We start from the raw sequence: 22,676 nt of genomic DNA, 5'->3' as shown, positions 1-22,676 counted from the left end.
GCCTGCGCCCAGCCCCCAGATTGCTACCCGGACTCAGCGGTCCTCTGGTCGACCGGCGGAAGCGGGCGGCGGCGCGGAAGTCCGGACCACGGTCTGGCGGCGCCGGATGACCTCGGCCAGATCCTGCACGGCAGCGTTCGTGGCCTGCTGGCCCTGCACGACACTGGCCAGCGCGGTGATCAGGGGCGTGACAACCTCGGCCAGCGGATCGGGAATCTCCGCCTGGGTGGCGGGCCCAGGGCGGTCGCGCAGCGCGGCGAGCAGCGGGGACAGCAGGGGTTCGAGCTGCGCGGCCAGCGGCTCGGCGGGCGGCGCAGGCGGCAGCGACTGGGGGGCAGGAACGGTCTGGGGCAGGCTCAGGCGGTCCAGGCCGCCCGCGATGTCTGCCAGTTGCGCCACCATGCGCGCGCCAGTATCGCCGTCGGCGGCGCCCATACGGCGTTCGCGGGCGGAGTTCTCGCGGATCTGCGCCCAGCGCGCGGCCTGCTCGGCGCTCAGGGTGCCGCGAAGTTCGGCGAGTTTCAGGAGGTTCTCCTCGGCGCCGGTCGTGAGGAGCTGCGCCTCGCCGCGGTAGTGGTCGCTGATCACGCCGTCGAGTTCGGCGTCGTTCATGACGGGGCTGAGCTTCTCGGCGATCTTGTTCATGTTGCGGTAGCTGCCCTGGAGCTTGAAGGGCGGCTCGGTCCGGTCGCGGTCGGCCTGGGCGGCGCTGGCGATGTACGCGGCGTTCACGCGGGCCAGCGTGTCGCGGGCGCGCAGCAGCAGGCGCAGCGTGGCGAGGATCTCCATGAGTTCTGCCTCGCTGTACGGGTGCGACAGCTCGCCGGGATCCTCGTGCCCCTGGGCGCGCGCGACGAGTTTCGGAATGTCGGCCAGGTCCCGCCCGGCCAGCGGCGCCAGCACCGCGCTACTCGTGAGGCTGTTCTCCACGTACGAGAGCAGGAAGGCGTCCTGCATGCCGCCCAGCACGTCCCCGAGGTTGTACACGTCGGCGCGGTTGGCGAGCATGTCGGGAATGCGGAACACCTCGCCGGTCTCGGTGTAGGGGTTGCCGGCCATGACGACCGCAAATCTCCGGCCGCGCAGGTCGTAGGTGCGCGGCTCGCCGTTCCAGACGCCCTCAATGCGGCGGGTGCCGTCGGTCAGGGCGATGAACTTCTGCAGGAATTCCGGGTGGGTGTGCTGGATGTCGTCCACGTACAGCATGACGTTCCCGCCCATCTCCAGCGCGAGGTTGAGTTTCTCCAGTTCCTGCCGGCTGGCGGCGTCCGGCGCCTGCGCCGGGTCGAGGGAGCGGACAGCGTGGCCCAGGCTGGGGCCGTTCACGCGCACGAACACGAGCCCCAGGCGGTGCGCGACGTACTCCATCAGGGTGGTCTTGCCGTAGCCGGGCGGGGAGATGAGCAGCAGCAGGCCCATCAGGTCGCTGCGTTTGCCGTCCCCGGCCGCGCCGATCTGCTTGGCGAGGTTGTCCCCGATCAGCGGGAGGTACACGTCGGTGATCAGGCGGTTGCGCACGAAGGACGTCAGCGGGCGCGGCTGGAATTCCGCGAGGCGCAGCCGCGCCCGTTCGCGGGTCAGGACCGCCTGCCGCTGCGCCTGGAAGGCCTGCAGGCCCGGCAGGAAGGTGAGGGCGTGCGCGGCGAGCCGGGCGAGCAGGTCGTCCGCTTGGAGGTGCAGCGTACCGCCCTGGAGGCGCGGGTGGTCGCTCAGGAGGCCGGTGACGGTCGTGTCCAGCGTGACGGGGCGCGGCTGGGCGCGCAGGGCGTCCCCATACAGGCGCAGCGCTACCGCTTCTGGCACGAAGCGCGCCAGGGCGCGGGCGTCGTCCCGGCCGGTCAGGGCGTCCAGCCACGCGCGCGTAAGCGTCCACGCCTGGACCGGGTCGTCCCGCAGGGCGTCCAGGCTGACGCGCAGGGCGTCGTGGTGCCCGGCGGCGCGCAGCTGCCAGTCCAGCGCCGCGTTCAGGTCGGCGGCGGCCTGCGTGAACGGGAAGGCGCCGCCCACGTCCGGTGCGGCCTCGGTCAGGAACGCGGCGGCCTCCGGGATCACGGCGTCGGGCACAGGAAGGGGCACGCGGGTCAGGAACTCGCGCAGCGCGCCCTCCAGGGCCGTGCGGGCGTCCGCGAGGGCCGCGCCACTGCCCAGCAGCGCCTGCACCGCCCGTGCGGAGGACAGGCGCGCCGTCCAGGTCGCGTCGGCCTGCGCCCAGAACGCGGCGGCCAGCGCGCGCGCCCCCGGCGGGGCGACGAGCGGGCCGGCGGCGTCCAGCAGCGGCAGCAACGCGTTCAGGATCAGCGCAGCGTCGTGGTCGTGCACGCCGCGCTGGAAGCCCTGGCGATAGCGGGCGGCGGCGAACGTGGCGACCGCTCCGGCGCGCTGCGCATCGGTCATGCCGCGCAGCGCGTCCAGGGTCAGGCCCTCCTGTTCCGCCCGCGCGGCGGCCAGGACCTCCCCGGCCAGGAATTCCGCGCGGGACAGGGCCGGGGATTCGCTCTCCAGCGTCACGTCCCAGTACGCGCGGCCCGCGTCGAGCGCCGGGTCGCGCAGCGGTTCCATGAACTGCGTGCCGGTCAGGTGCAGCGCGAGGTGATCGCCGCGCGGCAGCAGCGTCAGGTCCAGCGTCTGGGTGTTCACGCTGAAGCGGTGGCGGCCCAGGCGGATCAGCGCGCCGCCGTCCCCTTCGAGGTCGGCGCGGTCGCGAAGGGTCCGCAGCGCCTGATCACGCGCGGCCTTCAGGCGGGCCTCAATGTCCCCGGCGCGGACGCTGTCGCCCAGCTCGATCAGTTTCTGGGTGAGGTCGCGCAGTTTCAGCACGAGCGCGTCCCCGGCGAAGAAGCCGTTCAGGGCGTCCTGATCGGTCAGGCGCGCGGCGCGGGCCGGGAGGCCCGAGAGGATGCGGTCGGCGGCGTCGGCGACGCCCTGCGCGCGGCGCTGGCGCTCGTCGAGCAGCACCTGACGGCGCGACTCGAAGGCTTCCACGGTCTCTTCGCGGCGCGCGAGGATGTCCGGCAGGAACGCCTCGTGCTCCCCGAATTGCCCTTCCAGCTCTTCCAGGGCCAGCAGCGCGCGGGACAGGCCCTCCTCGGCCTTCCCGGGCGTGTCGGCGGCGCCTAGCGCGCCCGTCACCGTCTGCGCGAGTAGCGCCAGCTGCGCCGCGAAACGCGCGGTGAGTTCCCCGCTTCCCAGGCTGCGGCGCTGGCCCTCGGCGCGGGCGCGCACGCCGTTCAGGCGGCCGTACAGCGCCGAGACGCCCTCGACGACCTGGGTGCGCTGCACTGGGTCCTCGGCGGGCAGTGAGCCGAGCAGGTCCGACAGGACGTCGAGTTGGGTCGCCAGGGTGCCCAGCCCCTCCAGCGCCGCGGCGAGGTCGCGGGTGGTGCCCGCCGCCTCCACCTGCGCGTTCAGCGCGTCGAGCTGCGCGTGGAACGGGGCCAGGGCCGCCGGGTCCGCGAGGTACGAGCCGGTCGCGCCGCCCACCCGCGCATGCGCGGCCTGCACGTCCGCGAGCAGTACGTCCACGGCGCCCAGGTCGATATACCGGGTGTCCCGGACAGTCAGGAGCCGGGCGCGTAGCGCCGTCAGTTCGGCCAGGGCGGTCACGAAGTCCGGCAGGGTGCGCCACCCCTCCGGGTCGAGGGTGGTCAGGCGGCGCCGGACCGCGCCCTGCACGTCCGCGAGGGTCTGCGCCGCCTGGGCGCGCAGGGCCTGCACCTTCTCGAACTCGTCGAGCACCGCCTCGGCTGCGGCGGTAACGTCGCGCAGCAGCGTGCGCGCCCCGCCCGTGTGATCGTCGTCGAGCCAGTGGTGCGTGTCGGGCAGGCGGCGGGCCTGTTCGGCCAGCGCGGCGTACTGCGCGGCCGTGACCTCCGGCGTCTGCGCGGCCCGGGCCAGGGCGAGCAGGTTCGACACGCCCCGCACGAGTTCCGCGTTCCCCAGCCGCCCCAGGAACGACGTGCCGGGCGGGCGCTGCGCGGCGAACACGTCACTCGTGAAGGGCGTCTGCCACACCTGCACCGCGTGCACCTGGGTGGGCTCAGCCTCCGCCTGGAACAGCACCATGCGCCCGTCGGGCAGCGCGGCGTCCCCGTGGGCGCTGATGGGTGTCTGCACCTCGCGGCGGATCAGGTTGTACACCAACAAAGCGCTGCGGCCCGAGTCCTGATCGTAGAAGACGAACAGCACGTCCTCACCGTTCGGGCTGCGCACGACGCGGTCCAGGGCCATGCCGGGCGTGAAACCCTCGAAGGCGCGGTGCTCGCCGCCCGGCAGGTAGTACCCGCCGGGGAAGACGATCCCGTGATCCTCGGGCAGCTGCATGCAGCCGCGCGTGATCGCGTCCTCGCGCGTGACCCGCCCGGTCAGCGTGTCGAAGATCAGGCCGCGCTGCGTCTTCTCGCGGTACGGCAGGACGCGCAGCAGGATCAATCGGCCCACCCGCGCGAACTCGAAGGTGGCGTCGTCCAGCCCCTGCGTGCGCTCCTCGACCGGCTCGCTGTAGATGCCTTCACCAGTCTCGGTGTTGTTCTCGACCTTCACGGTCAACGTGCCGCCCGCCGTCTCCACGAACAGCGTGTCCAGGATGTTCAGGTGCGGGAAGCGCCCGCTGACCTCCTGGTCGCGCCCGGCGCGGGTCCACTCGAAATCGAAGGGCGGCAGCGGGCTGAGGTCCCGTTCGCCGCGTGCGTCGAGGTAGCGTGCGCCGTCCGGCGTGAGGTCCCAGCGGAACACCCGCCTGTCAGTCAGGCGCTCTCCGATCTGGAAGGCCGCGAGCAGCCGCCCGCCGCGGATCTCCAGCTGCAGCAGCCGCGCGTGCCGGTAGTACGCGTACAGTTCCTCGAAGTCCCGCACGAACGCCGGATCGGTTAGGAACGACTCCTCCAGCGCGGCGGGCTGCACGTCGAAGGCGTCACGGTCATGCGTCAGGCGGTACAGCGCGAACACGTCCGCCAGCTCCGTGCGGGCCTTCAGGCCGTGCATGACGTTGAAGCCGAACAGCATCACGTCCCCGACCTGCACCAGATCCCGGCCCACGCTGGCCTGCGCGGTGCGGATGTGGGCGCGGCCCAGCAGACTCAGGCGGCTGTCGCCGTACTCCGCGATCCGCGCGGCGTTCAGGCCCTCGGCGGCCGCTCGGACCTGCGCGCCCAGCGCGTCCAGGCGGCGGCGCAGCACCTCGAACGTCCCGCCCGTCTCGATTCCCGGTGCGCCCGCTCCGGCCAGTGGTTCCTGCGTCATCCTCTCCCCCATTCACTCCGGCGCGCGCGTGCGCCACTCGCCCCCACCCCACCCGGTCGGGCAGGGGCCGGGAGACTGCGTCCAGCCTGCGTGTCTGTGCTCAGCGGGGAGGCAGGCCCCTGGTCTGCCCCCGGCCCCCCACTCAGTTGGGGCGGTTCTCCCGCTGGACGTTCACGCCGAAGCGGCCCAGGACACTCTGGAACAGCGGGCTCTTCTGCGTGAAGCCCTCCACCGCCTTGCCGAGGCTCAGGGCCTTGGTGAGGGCCTCGAACATGCCGCCCTCGCCGCCCACAAGGTCGATCTTCGCGTTCTTCAGGGCGGCGGCGATCACCTCGGCATTCTCGCGGCTGATCTCCTTGCCGGCCTCGATGGACGCCAGGGCCTGCTGGAGGCTGGTTTCGAGCGCCATGCGGTACTCCTCGTGGCTGCGGGCGTCGGCGCTCATGCGGTCCATCGCGCCGAACTTGGCGGTCAGGCCTTCGGCCTCGGCGTTCATGCGGTCGCGGGTGGCACTCGCCTCGGCGGCGCCCAGCGCCTCAGTGGCGGTGGCCTTCGCCTGACCGAGACGGGTTTCGCCTTCGGCCTGCGCGCCCAGCCGCTCGGCGAGCACGCGGGCCTCGTTCTGCCCGAGTTTGAGGTTCGCGTCGGCCTTGACCTCGATCACGCGGGCCTCGGCCACGCCGGTCTTCTCCAGCGCGCTGGCGTTCGCTTCCTGCACCATGACCTGCGCGAGCCCGGGCGCGGCCTGCTCGACCTTGACGGCGTCCGCGAGGATCTTCTTCGCCTCGGCCTGCCGGGACGCGGCGTCGAATTCCGCCTGCGCGATGGTGGTCAGCTCACTGGCGCGGTGACGGGCGGCGGTCTCGGCGGCCTCGGCGGCCTTGACCTCCTGCACGAGCTGTTCCTGCGCCTGCGCCTCGGCCTGCATGACGCGCACCTGCTTGGCACGATCGGCAGCGCTCACCTCACGCACCTCGTTGATGCGCTCCTCCTCCACGGCGACCGTCTTGTCGATGGCGATGCGTTCGCGGGTGATGTTCGCGACGTCCATGACGCCCTGCTCGACGTTCTTGTCGCGTTCGATCTCCTGGAGTTTCACCTCGCGGTCGGTGGTGACGGCCTCCATCTTCGCGGCGCGGGCGACGCGCTCGGCCTCGATGGCGATGGCGCGCAACCTTGCCTGCTCGGCGATCTCGACCTGCCGCTGGCGTTCCTGCTCGCGGATCTCGACCTGCTCGGTCGTCTGGATGCGGGCCTGCTCGGAGATCAGGCGCTGCTCCTCGCGCACGCGCTGCGTCTCGGCGTTCTCGCGGGCCTGGATGGTCTCGATCTCGCGTTTCTGCCGCGCCTCGGCCTCGGCCTGCTGGCGCTCAAGGGCCAGGGTGGCCTCGCGGGTCTCGACATTCTTCTTCGTGACGGCGAGGTGCTCATTCTGCGAGAGTTCGTTCGTGACGATGTTCTGCGCGGCGGTCAGCTGCGTAATCTTGCGGATGCCCTCGGCGTCCATGATGTTGTTCTGGTCGAGCATGCTCTTGGGCGTCTGCTCCAGGTAGTCGATGGCGACGTCCTCGAGCACGTAGCCGTTCAGGTCGCGGCCGATCACGGCGACCACCGCGTCGCGGAACTCCTCGCGCTTCTCGAACAGCTCAATGAAGTCGAACTTCTTGCCGACCGTCTTCAGCGCCTCGCTGAATTTAGCGTTGAACAGTTCGTCCACGGCGTTCAGGTCGCTCGCGCGGCTCGCGCCGATGGACTTGGCGACCTTCAGGACGTCCTCGGTGGTCTCGTTCACGCGCAGGTAGTACGCGACCGTAATGTCCGCGCGGATGTTGTCCTTGCAGATCAGACCCTCCTTGCCGCGCCGGTCGACCTGCAGGGTGATCAGGCTGATGCGCATGATCTCGGCCTTGTACAGCACGGGCACCACCAGCGCGCCGGTGAAGCGCACCTTGGGCCGCGCGGAGAGGTCGTTCACGATCAGCGCGGTGCCCTGCTCGACCTTCACGTAGAAGGCGCGCACGAGGGCCACGAGAATCATCAGGGCGATCAGGACGATCACGACGCCGATCAGGAAGGGCAGAACTACGGACAGGTCAGGCATGGGTCCTCCAGGGAAAGGGAATCATTCAGGGTCGGCGGGTCAGGCGTCAGGGGTGGGGTCGGCGCGGCGGACGGTGAAGACGTGGGTGGCCGGATCGTGCGCCACCAGGATCACCCGCTCGCCGCGCAGAAGGGGCGGACCATCGGTGCGGGCGTCGAGGATCAGGCCCGCGCCGCCGTCCTGCACGCTCACGCGGCCCGATGCGGCGAGGATGCCGGATTCGACGGTGGCCTCGCGGCCCAGCAGCTCCGCGCGGGCCAGGGCGTCCTGGCCCTGCACGAAGCGCCGCAGCGGGCGGGCCACCGCTCTGCCCGCCAGTGCGCCCAGTCCCAGCGAGCCCAGCAGCAGCAGGACCGAGGCCACGCCGCGCCACGTGGGCGCAATGAGCGGCAGGAGCAGCAGCTGCCCCAGGTAGCAGGTGAGCCAGCCGGTCAGGGTCAGGGCCAGCGCGACGGGCAGCAGCGGCACGCCGTTCAGCCCGACACGCACGAGCAGACTGTCAAGCAGCCCCTCACCCGCGCCGGAGATGCCGTCGATGGCGCCTAGCAGGGCCAGCAGCGCCGCCGCTGCGATCAGCGTCAGCGCAGCGGACCACAGCGCGGTCGGGAACGACAGCGCCACGTGCAGGAACTCGGTCACGCCGGGTGGCCAGGGGGAGCCATGCCGGGCACCCTAGCGCCCGGCGAGGCGCGACGTTGCCACATCTGAGCATCCGCCAGGGGCGGATCCATGGCCAGGGAAGGCCAGAACTTCAGGAAACGCCAGTCCGGGATGCTCATGCCCTTCAGTACGGGCTCATGATCCCTCAGGTTCCCGCGTACGCTTCGGGCACGGCTGCCACCACCCGCGCCCACGCGGCACTGGCGCCCTCCACCTTCACCGGGAAGGCCATGACCGTGAAGCCCGTGGGCGGCAGGGCTTCCAGGTTGCTCAGCTTCTCAATCTGCAGGTAGGGGCGCTCCAGGCCGTAGAAGTGCGCCTCCCAGAACTCGGCGGTCCCGGCCAGGGTGTCCTGAATCAGCGGGCCGAAGGGCCGGTCGATGCCCCACGCGTCAATGCCGATCAGGCGCACGCCGCGGTCCACCACCCACGCTATGCCCTCTCGGGTGTATCCGGCGTGCCTCTGCTCGTACCCGGCCTCGTGGTAGTGGGCGCTCGCGCCGGTCAGGGTCAGGACCACGTCGCCGGCCTCCAGGGTGTGCCCGGCCGCGTTCAGGGCGGCCTGTACGTCCGCGGCCGTGATGCCCGCTCCGGCTGGGAGGTGCCGGACGTCCAGGCGCACGCCGCGCCCCCAGCACCACTCCAGCGGCACCTGATCGATGGTCAGGTGCGTGCCGCTGTGCGTGCTGAGCGTGACCGTCTCGACGCTCCAGACGTGCCCGCGCGCCAGCACGCGGTCCGCAATGGGTGCGTGCGGGCAGGTTCAGCTGCGTCCGGGCCTGCTCGGCCGCCTGCGCGTGGTCCACGTACGTGATCCGGTGAGGGTTCGGCTCGAAGTCGCTGGTGGCGTTGCTTAGCGGCGCGGAGAGGTCGATCAGGCGGGCGCGGGGCGGGAAGAGCATGGCCGCACTCTACCCGCCCCGCGCCCGCGTGGAGGCTCAGCCGCGCAGCAGCGCGCGGAGCTTCTCGGTGTCGGCGTGGAAGCCGCGGATGCCCTCGGCGAGCTTCTCGTTCGCCATGGGGTCACTGGCGAGCGCCCAGCGGAAGTCCGCCTCGCTCAGGGCGGATTCGGTCTGCGTGGCGGGTTCGGGGTTCAGGACGCGCGTCAGGGTGCCCTCGTCGGCGGCCAGTTCGCCCAGCAGTTGCGGGCTGACGGTCAGGCGGTCGCAGCCGGCCAGCGCCTTGACCTGCTCCGCGCTGCGGAAGGACGCCCCCATCACGATGGTCTCGTACCCGTGGGATTTGAAGTGATGGTAGATCTCGCGCACGGACTTCACGCCGGGGTCCTCGTCGACGGGGTAGCTGTCCTTGCCCTCGGCCTTCTTGTACCAGTCGGTGATGCGCCCCACGAACGGTGAGAGCAGGTACGCGCCCGCCTGCGCGGCGGCGATGGCCTGCGCGAGGTTGAACACCAGCGTCAGGTTGCAGTGAATGCCTTCGGCTTCCAGCACACGGGCGGCCTGCACGCCCTCCCAGGTGGTGGCGAGCTTGATCAGGATGCGCTCCTTACCCACGCCATGCTGCGCGTACAGGTCGATGAGGTGGCGGGCCTTGGTGACCATGGCGTCCGCGTCGAAGGACAGGCGGGCGTCCACCTCGGTGCTCACGTAGCCGGGCACGAGCTTGGTGAGTTCGGTGCCGATGCGCACGGTGAGGAAGTCGATGGCGGCTTCCACGTCGCCCATGGCGCGCGCCTCCTGAAGCAGGTGCGCGTACCCGCTGAGGGACGCAGCCTTGAGGATCAGGCTGGGGTTGGTGGTGCAGTCCTGCGGCTGGTACTGGCGGATGGCGTCCAGGTCGCCGGTATCGGCCACGACGACCGTCATCTGCTTGAGCTGTTCGAGTGCGTTCATGCGTCTCTCCTTCCGGGCGCGGCCACATGCCGCGTTGAGGCCCGCGCGCCGCCCACCACTGAGGGTGGCGCTTTTCCGAGCTTTCCACCCTACAGCAACTCTTCATGCAGCTGCCCTGGACAGGTGGGCTGCGCGTCCCGCCGGGCGCGGCGTACCCTGCCGGGCATGACGGCAACCGCTCCGATCCTCAGCGAGGCGCAGGCGAGCGTGGTGGCGCGCGCCGCGCAGGCCATCCGCGACCACGGCCCAGCGTGCGAGGCCGCGCAGGACGTGACGCCGGACGCCGCGCAGGCCCTCTCGGCGAGCGGGTACACGCGCCTGACGCTGCCCGGGGCGCGCGGCGGGCTGGACGCCACGCTGACACAGTTCGCGCAGGCGCAACTGACGCTGGGCCAGGCCGGCGCGGGGCTGGCGCTGATCCTGGCCATGCACGGCCACGTGACCGGCGCGGCCTTCCATGGCCGCACGCTGCCCGAGCCGCTCCTGGCCGCCCTGGCCGGGGCGAGCGAGCGCGGCGAGCTGCTGAACGCCCTGGCGAGCGAGCCGGAACTGGGCAGCCCGTCGCGCGGGGGCCTGCCGCGCACCCGCGCGGAACCGGACGGCACGGGCTTCGAGAGTGGCGGGTGGCGCGTCACGGGCCGCAAAACCTGGAGCACCGGGTCGCGCGCACTGACCTGGGCGCTGGTCACGGCGGCCACGCCCGACGGGCAGGTGGGCCGGTACCTGGTGAACCTGCGCGGGCCGGGCGTGCGGATCGAGCCGACCTGGGTGGACGCGCTGGCTCTGCGCGGCAGCGGCAGTCACGATGTGGTGTTCGACGGTGCCCCCGCGCGGCTGCACGCGCCCCCGGCCCCGGCGAACCCGGCGAGCAGCGCGTGGTTCTGGACGGCCGTAGCGGGCACGTACCTGGGCGTGGGCTTCGCGGCCCTGGACGCCCTGATCGCCTACGCGCACGAGCGCGTCCCCACCGCGCTGGGCGCCCCGATCGCCACGTTGCCGCGCGTGCAGGAGCAGGTGGGCCGCATCAGTGCAGACTTGCTCGCGGCGCGGGAGCTGCTGCTGCACGCCGCGCGCACCTGGGACGCCGCTCCGGGCGCGGAGGCCGCGCCGCTGATCGGCGCGGCCAAAGCCGTGAGCACGAACGCCGCCGTGACCGCCACTGACCTGGCGGTCCGCACAGCGGGCGGGGCAGCCCTGACCGCCAGCCTGCCGCTGGAGCGGTTGCTGCGCGACGCCCGCGCGGGCCTGACCCACCCGCCCGGGGACGACAGTGCCTTCACGGCCTACGGCGCGGCAGTGCTTCGCCCAGGTGACCGCTGACCCTCAACCCGGCGCTCTGATCCTGGGGAGCATCCCCAGCTTCCCACGCCTGATCCTGGGCCGGTACGCGCACCGGCGCCTCCGTCCGGACGGCCCGGTTCCACGTGCACACCGCCGGGTCAGGCCTAACGCCACCTTAACGCCCGGTCGGCCAGACTGACCCTGCGCACCCGAAGCCGCTGCCGTGAGGCGGGGGCGCACATGCGGGTTCTGCGCGCGGTCCGGCTGGGTATCCTCACCTGACCTGACGGCCACGGCCAGGGTCCCGTCTCCTCCTGATCTTCTCCTCCCGTCATCCACCCCAACCTCTCCCACCACGCTCCCGGAGGACCACATGGACAAGGAACTGCCCGTCCCGCCCTGCTTCAATACGCCTGATACGGAAACTCAGCGGCTCACGGAGATGTTCGTGCAGATCGGTCAGGCGCGCCGCACCCGCACGAACCCGCCCCCGGCGGAACGCGCGGTGTTCCGCAAACTGCACGGCGTGGCGCACGGCGTCCTGGAGCGCCACGCGGACCTGCCCGAGGCGTGGCGTCAGGGTCTGTTCGCGCACGAGCGGCTGGACGCCTGGATGCGCTTTTCCAGTGACGCCGCCCCCACCGACCCGGACCTGGGCAGCACCCTGGGCATCGGCCTGAAACTGTTCGGCGTGCCCGGCCAGAACGCGCTGGGCGAGGACGGCGGCACGGCGGACCTGATCCTGCAGAACGCCCCGCGCTTCTTCGTGGACACGGCGCGCGACATGGTCGAGTTCACGTACGCGGGCGTGGTGCAGCGCGACTACACGGCGTTCCTGGCGGCGCACCCGACCACGAACGACATCCTGAACGCCATGATGGCCCCGCGTGGGTCGGTACTGACGTCCACGTACTGGGCGATCCTGCCGTTCCACCTGGGCGACGAGCTCATCAAGTACCGCCTGACGCCCGAGACGGCGCCGCAGGACATCCCGGACGACGGCCCGGACTACTTGGCGACCGACCTCACCAACCGGCTGGCGCAGCGGGAGTACCGGTTCACGCTGGAGGTGCAGCGCCGCTCGAACCCGGACGTGATGCCGCTGGACGCCGCCACCGTCGAGTGGCCCGAATCTGAGAGTCCGTTCGTGCCCGCTGCGACCCTGATCATTCCCCGGCAGCAGATTGACGAGCCCGGGCAGGCCGCGTACGGCCAGGGCCTGTCGTTCAACATCTGGCGCGTGCCGCCCCCCAACCGGCCCAGCGAGGCGTCCTCGATCGCGGTGGTCCGGCGGGGCGTGTACGCGGCGGGCGCGCAGCTGCGCCACCGCGCGAACGGGCAGCCGCTTCAGGATCCGGCGGAACCCCGCCCGGTCCAAGCGGAGCCCGTGCAGGCGGATGACTGCGTGGTGCAGGCCGTGATCTACCCCTCGATTGGCGTGGCCCGGGTGGGGAACAGTGAGGAGTTCTTCGTCGGGCCGGAAGTGCCGGACCCGGAACCACTGGCGCCCGGCAGTTACCGCGACGGGCAGAAGCGGCTCAAGCGGCAGGCGGCGCGCTTCCGCGTGTACGGCTGCAACGCGCGTGGGGAGATCGTGCGGGAACTCAGCGGCGGGCATGACGACGTGGAGATCGAGTGGACGGTGCAGCTGGCGAACACGAAGGCCGCCTGGTACGGCTTTCAGCTGGCGCTGGACATTCCAGAGGCGAACTACGCGCCGCCCACCACGCTGCGCAACCCGGGCGTCGCGGACCGCGCCACGCTGGCGATCACGCCGCAGCCGCGCCGCCTGGGCCGCGGTGAGGCGGGTCCGCAGCGCTTCGATGACGGGGCCTTCCGGGGCGTGCCCGTGTACCTGGGCGAGATCCGGCAGGACGAGCAGGCGCGCCTGACCGTGCTGGGCGGCCTGGGCGTATCCAGCAACCCGGACGGCGCCGCTGCGATCACCTTCGCGAACAACGAGGGCTGGCACGACGACGTGTCCGACGGTCCGGTGACCGCCACCGTCCGCGTGAATGGCCTGGACGTGCAGGTGACGCCCGCGTGGGTGGTGGTCGCCCCGCCCAACTACGGCCCGCAGCGCAAGTCGGTGCGGACCATGTGGGACCTGATGCGCGACGTGGCCATCAAGGCGGGCCAGCTGAGCGCCCCGGGGCGCCCGTCGTTCACGGCGGACATCCTGCCCATCTTCGAGCGCATGGCGGGCCTCCAGTGGGTGAATGCCGGGTTCGCCGCCGGGTTCGGCTGGCAGGGCGCCTTCGACCTGACCAGCCCGGAGGCGATCGCGCGGCTGGGCAGTGACAACCCCGCGTTCCGCGAGCAGCGGCGGGTCGTGGCGAACAGCTTCCGGGACTTCTCGCGGGACGCGCAGTCGCCCGTGCCGTGGCCGTGGCTGTACGGGGACGCGATGAACATTCCGCCTGCCCCCACGCCACGGCAGAACGCCGCGCTGAGCGACTGCCAGATGGCGATGCTGGACGCCTGGGCGGAAGGGAACTTCGATGCGGACCACGCGGACGCGCGCCCACGCCCCACCCACATTGACGACGTGCCCCTCCGGGAGCAGGGGGACACCCTGACGCGCGCCGCGCTGGACTTCTGCCTCGCCGACGCGTTCCACCCGGGCTGCGAGATGACGTGGCCGGTCCGCTCGGCGTCCATGTACATGGCCCCGTTCCGCTTCAGGCACGCGCCCGCCGGGTGGCGTGAACCCGCGCAGAGCGAGGTGCTGACGCCGGACTCCGTGACGATCCCGAACGGACCGCTGGCCGGACAGCTGCCGGGCGGCATCACCCGCTGGATGGCCGTGCCGTGGCAGACGGACACCAGCAGCTGCCGGTCCGGGTACACGCCCAGTTACGACCCGTACGCGCCCAGCTTCTGGCCCGCACGCGTCCCGAACCAGGTGCTGTCCCTGGCGAACTACGAGATCGTCATGGACGAGAGCCGACCGCTGGACGAGCGGCGCAAGGCCTTCGCGAACCGCGAGGCGTGGATCGAGCCGCTCGGCGCGGACGGGTACACGCACCAGATCAACAACATGATCCAGCACTTCGACTTCCTGGGCGTCGTGGAGGTCCGCCCCGGCCCCGGCGGTGAATTCCCCGAGCACATCGAGGTGCAGGATGAGGCGCGCCTGATCACGCCCGAGGAGGAAACGTACACGGTCAGCGCCGTCAGTCCGGACGTCCTGGGCGGTCACCCGACCGGCAGTGCCGTGGGCGTCACGCGCCGCGCGGGCCGGTCCGCGGCCGACGTGGACCTGAGCGGCATTGAGCTGGTCAACCGCTTCCCGAACGGCCTGCCCCCGCAGCGGTGACGGACGCCGTGATTCTCGGGGCTGGCCCCGCCGGAGCGGCGGCTGCGCTGGCCCTGCGGTCCCGGGGCGCGCGCGTGACCCTGGTGGACCCGGTCGTCACGCCCGCCTGGCGGATCGGGGAGTCACTGCCGGGCGCGGCGCGGCGCGTTCTGACGGCGCTGGGCGCGTGGGAGCGTTTCGCGCACGCCGGGCACGCCCCCGCCCCGGTGAAGGTGAGCCGCTGGGGCTCCCCGGACCCCGTGACGCTGGACGCGTTCCGCGATCCGGACGGCGTGGGCTGGCAACTGGACCGCGCGCAGTTCGAGTCGGACCTCCGCCTGGACGCCACTGAACGGGGCGCGCAGCTGGTTGCGCCCGCGCGCGCCGCGCACCTGAGCCGGGAGGGCGGGCACTGGCAGGTGCAGCTCGATACGGGCGTCACGCTGAAAGCTGAGGTCGTCGTGGACGCTACAGGGCGCCACTCGCGGCTGCTGCGGCCATTCGGGCAGCAGCAGGCCGTGCAGGACCGGCTGGCCTGCGTGTACCAGCGCGTCCCCGTCGGCGGGCCGCGCGACCCGGCCACGTACACCGAAGCGGACCGTGACGGCTGGTGGTACTCCGCGGCCCTCCCGGACGGCGCGCGCCTGATCGCGTTCCATGGGGACGCGGACCAGCAGGCGCTGCGGGATATGTACCGCGCCGGGCCGCTGGCCGCCGCGCGCGCGCTGCCCGGCCTGGCCGAGGTGCTCGCGGACGCCCGCAGCACACCGTCCGCTCCGGCGGCCTGCGCGGCGAACACCCTGGCCCGCAGCGCGGCCGGGCCGGGGTGGTTCGCGGCGGGCGACAGCGTGACCGCGCTGGACCCGCTGTCCTCGCAGGGCCTGCTGAATGCACTGATCACCGGGCTGGAGGCCGGGTCAGCCGCGGCCGAGTGGCTGGGGGGGGCCGAGCGTGCAGCGGCAGAGTACGCGGGCCGGGTGGGGCAGATCTGGCAGGCGTACGCGCAGCACCACGCGGTCTACTACGGCCTGGAGCGGCGCTGGCCCGAGGCCCCGTTCTGGCAGCGGCGTCAGGTCCGCGCTCACCCCGCCGGGCACTGACGGGTGAAGGGGTCAGGGGGAGGGGCCACACGGTCCCTCCCGTGTTTTTGTGCGGAGAGACGATGGGGGGCCGCTCCTCCTCGGCGCACTGTCCCTCAGGCGGAAACAATGGCCGCTTCCCCTGGGCATCCAGTTTTCGTAGAGTGAAATTCAAGTTCATTCCCTGAAAAACCCACCCACCTGCCAGGAGTGCCCGCATGACCCAGACCCTGCCCGCCGGACTGACCATCACCGCCCCCATCACGGAGCCGCAGCGCGAGATCCTCACGCCCGAGGCGCTGGCCTTCGTGGCCGACCTGCACCGCCGCTTCGAACCGCGCCGCCGCGAACTCATGGCCGCCCGTGAGGCCCGGCAGGCGCAGCTGGACGCGGGTGCGCTCCCGAACTTCCTGAGCGACACGCAGAACGTGCGAGATGGCGACTGGCGCATCAACCCGCTGCCCGAGGACCTGAAGGACCGCCGCGTGGAGATCACGGGTCCGGTCGACCGGAAGATGATCATCAACGCGCTGAACAGCGGCGCGCGGGTGTTCATGGCCGACTTCGAGGACGCGAGCAGCCCCACCTGGGAGAACTGCGTGGACGGGCAGATCAACCTCCGTGACGCCGTGCGCCGCACCATCCGCCTGGAAACGAACGGCAAGACGTACCAGCTGAACGAGAAGACGGCCGTGCTGCTGGTCCGCCCGCGCGGCTGGCACCTGCCGGAAAAGCACGTGCAGGTGGACGGCGAGACCCTGTACGGCGCGTTCTTCGATTTCGGGCTGTACGTGTGGCACAACGCCCAGGAACTCCTCTCGCGCGGCTCGGGGCCGTACTTCTACCTGCCGAAGATGGAGTCGCACCTCGAAGCGCGCCTGTGGAACGACGTGTTTGGCGTGGCCGAGGAGACGCTGGGCCTAACGCGCGGCACGATCAAGGGCACGGTCCTGATCGAGACGATCCTCGCCGCGTTCGAGATGGACGAGATCCTCTATGAGCTGCGCGAGCACTCGGCGGGCCTGAACTGCGGCCGCTGGGACTACATTTTCAGCTACATCAAGAAACTCCGCACGCACGGAGACCGGATTCTGCCCGACCGGGCGAAGGTCAGCATGGCTGTCCCGATGATGCAGGCGTACAGCAAGCTCGCCATCCAGACCTGCCACAAGCGCGGCGCGCCCGCCATCGGCGGCATGAGCGCCTTCATTCCCGTCAAAGGCGACGAGGAGAAAAACCGCGCGGCGTTCGAGCAGGTGCGCCTCGACAAGGAACGCGAGGCCATGAACGGCCACGACGGCACCTGGGTCGCGCACCCCGGCATGGTGGAACTCGCTACCGAAGTCTTCGACCGCCTGATGCCCGGCGCGAACCAGATCGAGAGCGGCAAGCAGGCCGACCTGACCGTCACCGCCGCCGACCTCCTGACGCCGCCCGACGGCACCGTCACCGAGGCGGGCGTGCGAATGAACGTGAACGTCGGCATCCAGTACCTCGCAGCGTGGCTGCGCGGCTCGGGCGCCGTACCCATCCACAACCTGATGGAGGATGCCGCGACCGCCGAGATCAGCCGCGCGCAGCTGTGGCAGTGGCGGCACCACGGCGTGACGCTGGAGGACGGCCGCCCCCTGACGCCGGACCTGTGGGACGAACTGTTCAACGATGAGGCCGCCAAACTGGGTGAAGCCTTCGCGAACGCCGCGCGGCTGTTCCGCACCACCGCGACCGGCACGCCCCTGATGGACTTCCTGACGCTGCCCGGCTACGAGGCCCTGGCCTGACCGTGACGGAGACCGGCTCACGTGGGGGCCGCCCGCGCGGCGCGGACGCCCCGGGGGGCGTGCGGACCCTGGAGCGCGGCCTGAGCGTCCTGTGGGCACTGGCGACGCTACGCGAGGCGCCGCTGTCACAGGTGGCACGCGCCGCCGGGCTGTCGGCCAGCACCGCGTACCGCCTGCTGGAGACGCTGCGGCAGCAGGGCTTCGTGGAATGGGAGGAGACTTCGGGCCTGTTCCGGGTGGGATTGCGCGCCTATCAGGTGGGGGCGGCGTTCGACGCGGCGCACGCCCTGATCCACGCGGCCGCGCCCGAGATGCGCACCCTGGTCGCTGAGCTGGGCGAGAGCGCGAACCTCGCGGTGCTACGCCCACACGGGGCAAGCCTGGAGGCCGCATACGTGCATCAGGTCGAGGGCCCGCAACTGGTGCGCATGTTCACGCAGACCGGCGCGAGCGCACCCCTGCACGCGTCCGGCGTGGGCAAGGTCCTGCTCGCCGCGCGGCCCGAAGCGGAGGCCAGAGCGGCGCTGGAGGCCACCACCCTGACCGCGTACACGCCCCACACGCTGACCACCGTGGACGCCGCACTCGCCGCCGTAACGCGCGTGCGCGAGGACGGCTTCGCGCTGGACGATCAGGAACGCGAGCTGGGCGTGCGCTGCGTGGCCGTCTCAGTCCTCGGCGCGGACGGTCTGGTCGCGGCAGCCCTGAGCGTCTCGGCGCCCACGTCGCGGCTCACGCCGGACGCCGTGCCGCGCTTCCTGGCCGCGGCGCAGGGGGCGGCGGCCCGCATCGCGGAGCGGCTGGGCCACCGGGGCGGCTGAGCGGCTCTATGCTGCGGCGCATGCTCAACCCATGCCGGTGGATTCCTTGACACCGCCTGACCTCCTGCGCCCCGCTGCGTATGGATTGGCGGAGGCGCTACACGCCGCGCTTGCAGATGTTTGGACGGGGGTGGACGCACCCGGTTCGCTGGACACGTCAGGGGTGGCGCCCGACTACCGCGCCGCACCCGTCCCGGATGACCTGCGGCCGGGACGGGCGGAAATGATCGTGGAGGCCAGCGACCTGCCCGCCCTAAGGGCCGCCCTGACGAGCGGCGCGGACGCGGTGGTGATCGATTTCGACGACACCTTCTCGCCCACCCGGACGAACGTCGCAGGGGTGTACGCGGCGCTGCCGGAGTGGCTCGCGGCGGACGTGCCCCTGCTGGCGCGGCCCCGCGCGCTGTACGCCCCCCAGCCGGGCCTGACCTTCGCCGGACAGCCCGCGCGCGGGGCGCTGTGCGATTTGGCGGCCCTGCTGACCGCCAGACCGGGCCGGGTGCCGCACCTGTACCTGCCGAAACTGGAGTCCGCCACGCAGGCCCGCGCGTGGGCCACAGCGCTGCGCGTTTCGGAAGCGTACCTGGGCCTGAACCCCGGGACGCTGCGCGTGTGCCTGCAGATCGAGACGCTGCCAGGACTGCTGCACATGGACGCCCTGCTGTCCGAACTGCGGCAGTGGGCTTTCGGCTTAAACGCGGGCCGCTGGGATTACGTGTTCAGCCTCGTAAAGACCACCGGAGCCACCCGGCGTGTGCCGTTCCCGCCGCGCTCACAGCTGGGCATGGATGTGGACGCCATGCAGGCCTACGCCCAGACGCTCGTGGACGTGTGCCAGTTGCGCGGTGCGCAGGCAGTGGGAGGCACCGCCGCCGTCAGCCCAGATCCCCTCAACCCCGCCCCGGCTCTGGACGCCGTGCGGGCCGACAAGGCACGTGAGGCCGCGCAGGGCTTCCAGGGCGCGTGGGCGGGCCTGCCGGAGCTGCTGGACGCCGTGCGGGAGGGACTGGCGGCCCCCGCTCCCACCTCTCCCCCGACCGCTCCCGTGACGCTTGAGCGGCTGCTGGCCCTCCCGGACCCTGGCTCGCTCCCTACTGCTGAGGTGCGGGACACGCTGGGCCTCGCGCTGGATGTGTTCGGCGCCTGGTTCACGGGGCGCGGCGTGATCACTAGGAATGGGCGGATTGAGGACACGGCTACGGCGGAGCTCGCGCGGGCGCTGCTGTGGCAGTGGGTGCGTGTAGGCGCGGCGCTGGACGACGGCACGGTGTTCGACCGGGCCGCTTACCGTTCACTGCGCCGCGCCCTGCGCCCCGACGACGCCCCGGAAGCCACGCTGCTTGATCATGTCGTCCTCGCTGACGTGGCTCCGGCGTATGTTCCCCTGGAAGCCCACCGCCTGAACCTCACCGAAAGGATCTTCCATGACTGACCTGACTCCCCTCTCGCGCCGTGCGCTGGACGCCTGCGCGACCCTGGCCGCCCACACCGAGGTGCCGGGCGAGATCACCCGCACGTTCCTCAGCGCGCCCAGCCGCGACGTGATCGCCTTCCTGACCGCCCGGGCGCACGAGCTGGGTCTAGAGGTACGCGTGGACGCCGCCGGGAACCTGCGTGCGCGCCGCGCCGGACCGACGCCGGACGCGCCCACGCTGTTCCTGGGGTCGCACGTGGATACCGTGCCGAACGCCGGGGCCTTCGACGGCGTGCTGGGCGTGACGCTGGCCTTCGCGGTCGCGGAAGCGCTGCGGGGCGAGACGCTGCCGTTTGCGCTGGAGCTGCTGGCCTTCAGTGAGGAGGAGGGCGTGCGCTTCGGCGTGCCGTTCATCGGCAGCCGCGCCCTGACCGGCACGCTGGGGCCGCTGCTGACCCTGCAGGACGCGCGGGGCGTGAGCGTGTTGGAGGCCATCCGCGCGTACGGCCTGGACGACGCGGCCCTGCCGGACGCCGCCGTGCAGGGGAAGGCGCTGGGTTTCCTGGAATTCCACATCGAGCAGGGGCCGGTGCTCCAGGCGGCGGGCGCGGCGGTGGGCGTGGTGAGTGCCATCGTGGGGCAGGACCGCGTGCTGCTGGACTTCACGGGGCAGGCGGCGCACGCGGGCACCACGCCGATGGGGCACCGCCGGGACGCGCTGGCGGCGGCGGCGCGCTTCGCGGTGGCGGTGGAGGACCTGGCCCGCACGACGCCGGGGCTGGTGGCGACGGTGGGCGTGATGACGGCGCGGCCCGGGGCGATCAACGTGATTCCCGGCGAGGCGCACTGCACGCTGGACCTGCGGCACGAGGACGACGCCGTGCGGGCTGGGGCGCTGGATGAACTGCTGAACGCGGCGCGGACCTTCGTGGAGGAACGCGGTGTGACCCTGGACGTCACGCATAAGATGGCGCAACCCGCCATCCCTATGGACCCCTCGTTCCGTGACCTGTTGCGCGGGGCGGCCTCGCAGGAGGGCCTGAGTGCCCCGGATCTCGTGAGCGGGGCCGGGCACGACGCGATGATCCTCGCCGACACGATGCCCGCCGCGATGCTGTTCCTGCGCTCCCCGAACGCCCTGAGTCACCACCCGGACGAGATGGTGAACCCGGAGGACGTGGACGCTGCGCTCCGGGTGGGCGTGGCGTTCGTCCGCGCCCTGGCGGCCCGCGAGGGGGCGCGCTGATGGCGCTGGACCTGCTCATCCGGGGGGGGACGCTGGTGACTCCGCATGGCCCGATCCGCGCTGATCTGGCGGTGGAGGACAGCCGGATCGTGAGCCTCGCGCTGGACGTGTTCGCGCCCGCCCGACAGGAGATTGACGCCCGGGGCCTGCACGTGTTCCCTGGCGTGGTAGACGCCCACGTGCACCTGAACGAACCGGGCCGCACCCACTGGGAGGGCTTCGACACCGGCACCCGCGCGCTGGCGGCGGGCGGCGCGACAAGCTTCTTGGACATGCCGCTGAACTCCTCGCCGCCGCTGCTGAACGCTCAGGCGTTCGCGGAGAAACGCGCGCTGGGCGAGGCGAAGTCCTGCCTAGACTTCGGTCTGTGGGGTGGCCTGACGCCACTGAATCTGACGGAGCTGGATGAACTGGCCGCGTGCGGCGTGATCGGCTTCAAGGCGTTCATGAGTCACAGCGGCCTGGACGAGTTCCCCGCCGCGGATGACGCCACGCTGTTCGAGGGGATGCGCGCCGCGCGGCGGGCCGGGCTGGTCGTCGCCACGCACGCTGAGAGTGACGGCTTCACGCGCACGCTGGCGCAGGTGGCCCGCGAGCACGGGCAGACGGGCGTGCGGGACTACCTCGCGTCGCGCCCGCCGGTCACGGAGGCCGAGGCGGTGGGCCGTGCGATCCTGTTCGCCGAGGAAACCGGCGCGGCCCTGCACCTCGTGCACCTCAGTACCGCGCGTGGCGTGGCGCTGGCCGCTGAGGCCCGCGCGCGTGGGGTGGACGTCACCGCCGAGACCTGCCCCCACTACCTGCACTGGATGGATGAGGACGTGGAACGCGTGGGCGCGCTCCTGAAGTGCGCGCCGCCCATTCGGGACGTGGGCACCCGCGAGGCGCTGTGGGCGGCGCTGAAGGCCGGGCTGATCGACACGGTCGGCAGCGACCACTCGCCCGCCCCGCCCGACCTGAAGACCGGGGATGATTTCTTCGCCATCTGGGGCGGGATCAGTGGCGCGCAGTCCACCCTGAACGTCCTGCTGGAGGGTGGGTACTGGCAGCGGGACGTGCCCCTGGAACTAGTCGCGGCGGTCGCCTCGCTGAACCCCGCGCGGCGCTTCCGTCTGGGCGGCAAGGGCGCGCTGCACCTGGGCTTCGACGCGGACCTGGCCCTGGTGCGACTGGACGAGGCATTCACCCTGACCGAGCTGCACGACCGCCACCAGGGCAACCCGTACCAGGGACAGAATTTCCGGGGGCGGGTGCAGGCCACTTACCTGCGCGGGCAGCGCGTGTTCACGCAGACGCCCGGTGGGGCGCAGTTCAACGATTCAGTCCGGGGGCGGCTGCTGCGCCCGATTCCCATGCAGGCGGAAAACAGCTGATGCGCTGGTCGAACGGGGACTTCAATCTGGATGTATCCATTGTTGGATACCAGTTCCCGGAAGAGACCAACTGCGCGGAGGATTCTGATTGGCTGCTCGTGCAGCTCAAGGTGGAGTGCCCCGCAGGCCAGTGGACTCACATTGACCCCTCCGTGACGGTGCAGGAGGCTCGGTGGTTGGCCGAGTGGCTGCGTGAGGCCGCGCGGAACGGAGAGGTCTTCTCGAAATGGCAGCGACGTCTTGAACCTCTGACCAGCACCATCACCTTTACGGAACCCAACCTCGCCTTCGAGCTGAGCTCCGTTCCAGACCCTGCCCGGCCCCTTCAGTTCAGGGTCTACATGTCGGCGGAATCCACGCCGCCATTCGATCTGAATACGCACCTCTTCGACATGGGTGAACCTAACGAGAAGTGGGTAGATTTCATGGCGGTCCCCGCCGACCTCTGCCAGATGGCCGATGCGCTATTTGAGGCACTCACCCGCTTTCCGTCAAGGACGCCGTATGTCCGCCCCGACTGACAAGGAGACC

14 protein-coding genes are annotated in these 22,676 nt (G+C 71.6%); 9 read left to right on the top strand and 5 right to left on the bottom strand.

From position 1 onward, the window contains the following. Positions 1-33: 33 nt before the first annotated feature. From IEY63_RS09210 to tal, 5 genes are all read right to left on the bottom strand, one after another. Positions 34-5,238, bottom strand: coding sequence for a DNA repair ATPase (locus tag IEY63_RS09210; RefSeq protein ID WP_189068707.1), 5,205 nt, complete (start codon positions 5,236-5,238; stop codon positions 34-36). A 142-nt stretch (positions 5,239-5,380) separates the two neighbouring features. Then, positions 5,381-7,339 carry a flotillin family protein gene (locus IEY63_RS09205; RefSeq protein ID WP_189068706.1) on the bottom strand — a complete coding sequence of 653 codons (1,959 nt, stop codon included), beginning with the start codon at positions 7,337-7,339 and terminating at the stop codon, positions 5,381-5,383. A gap of 39 nt (positions 7,340-7,378) precedes the next feature. Then, positions 7,379-7,978, bottom strand: coding sequence for an NfeD family protein (locus IEY63_RS09200; protein ID WP_189068705.1), 600 nt, complete (start codon positions 7,976-7,978; stop codon positions 7,379-7,381). 166 nt (positions 7,979-8,144) lie between these two features. Continuing rightward, entirely contained in the window at positions 8,145-8,732 is a 588-nt protein-coding gene (locus tag IEY63_RS09195) for a cyclase family protein (RefSeq protein WP_189068704.1), read from the bottom strand. 205 nt (positions 8,733-8,937) lie between these two features. Next, on the bottom strand, positions 8,938-9,852 hold the full coding sequence (tal, locus tag IEY63_RS09190) for a transaldolase (RefSeq protein WP_189068703.1): 915 nt from the start codon (positions 9,850-9,852) through the stop codon (positions 8,938-8,940). Between the two features lie 165 nt (positions 9,853-10,017). Here tal and IEY63_RS09185 point away from each other — a divergent pair, with 165 nt between their 5' ends. The 9 genes from IEY63_RS09185 (at position 10,018) to IEY63_RS09145 (ending at position 22,666) form a co-directional block, all read left to right on the top strand. After that, a complete protein-coding gene (locus IEY63_RS09185; RefSeq protein WP_189068702.1) occupies positions 10,018-11,172 on the top strand; it encodes an acyl-CoA dehydrogenase family protein in 1,155 nt (384 codons plus the stop codon). A 334-nt stretch (positions 11,173-11,506) separates the two neighbouring features. Next, positions 11,507-14,452, top strand: coding sequence for a LodA/GoxA family CTQ-dependent oxidase (locus tag IEY63_RS09180; RefSeq protein WP_189068701.1), 2,946 nt, complete (start codon positions 11,507-11,509; stop codon positions 14,450-14,452). Continuing rightward, positions 14,449-15,531, top strand: a complete 1,083-nt coding sequence (locus IEY63_RS09175) for a tryptophan 7-halogenase (protein ID WP_189068700.1) — start codon at positions 14,449-14,451, stop codon at positions 15,529-15,531. Before IEY63_RS09180 ends, IEY63_RS09175 begins: the two co-directional genes overlap by 4 nt. A 197-nt stretch (positions 15,532-15,728) precedes the next feature. After that, complete coding sequence (gene aceB / locus IEY63_RS09170; protein ID WP_189068699.1) at positions 15,729-17,291, top strand: malate synthase A; 1,563 nt, start codon at positions 15,729-15,731, stop codon at positions 17,289-17,291. 2 nt (positions 17,292-17,293) lie between these two features. Further along, positions 17,294-18,112 (top strand): IclR family transcriptional regulator, encoded by an 819-nt coding sequence (locus IEY63_RS09165; RefSeq protein WP_189068698.1) that lies wholly within the window; start codon positions 17,294-17,296, stop codon positions 18,110-18,112. Between the two features lie 31 nt (positions 18,113-18,143). Beyond that, a complete protein-coding gene (locus tag IEY63_RS09160; protein ID WP_189068697.1) occupies positions 18,144-19,544 on the top strand; it encodes an aldolase/citrate lyase/malate synthase family protein in 1,401 nt (466 codons plus the stop codon). Then, the gene (locus tag IEY63_RS09155; RefSeq protein ID WP_189068696.1) at positions 19,537-20,772 is read left to right on the top strand and encodes an allantoate amidohydrolase; all 1,236 of its coding nucleotides are present in this window, start codon (positions 19,537-19,539) and stop codon (positions 20,770-20,772) included. Before IEY63_RS09160 ends, IEY63_RS09155 begins: the two co-directional genes overlap by 8 nt. Continuing rightward, positions 20,772-22,145, top strand: a complete 1,374-nt coding sequence (locus IEY63_RS09150; RefSeq protein WP_189068695.1) for an allantoinase — start codon at positions 20,772-20,774, stop codon at positions 22,143-22,145. The genes IEY63_RS09155 and IEY63_RS09150 overlap by 1 nt, the downstream gene beginning before the upstream one ends. Continuing rightward, a complete protein-coding gene (locus tag IEY63_RS09145) occupies positions 22,145-22,666 on the top strand; it encodes a WapI family immunity protein (protein ID WP_189068694.1) in 522 nt (173 codons plus the stop codon). Before IEY63_RS09150 ends, IEY63_RS09145 begins: the two co-directional genes overlap by 1 nt. Positions 22,667-22,676: the final 10 nt, after the last annotated feature.

This window comes from Deinococcus radiotolerans, from assembly GCF_014647435.1.
Classification (GTDB): Bacteria; Deinococcota; Deinococci; order Deinococcales; family Deinococcaceae; genus Deinococcus; species Deinococcus radiotolerans.
This window is presented reverse-complemented; position numbering and strand designations above follow the sequence as displayed.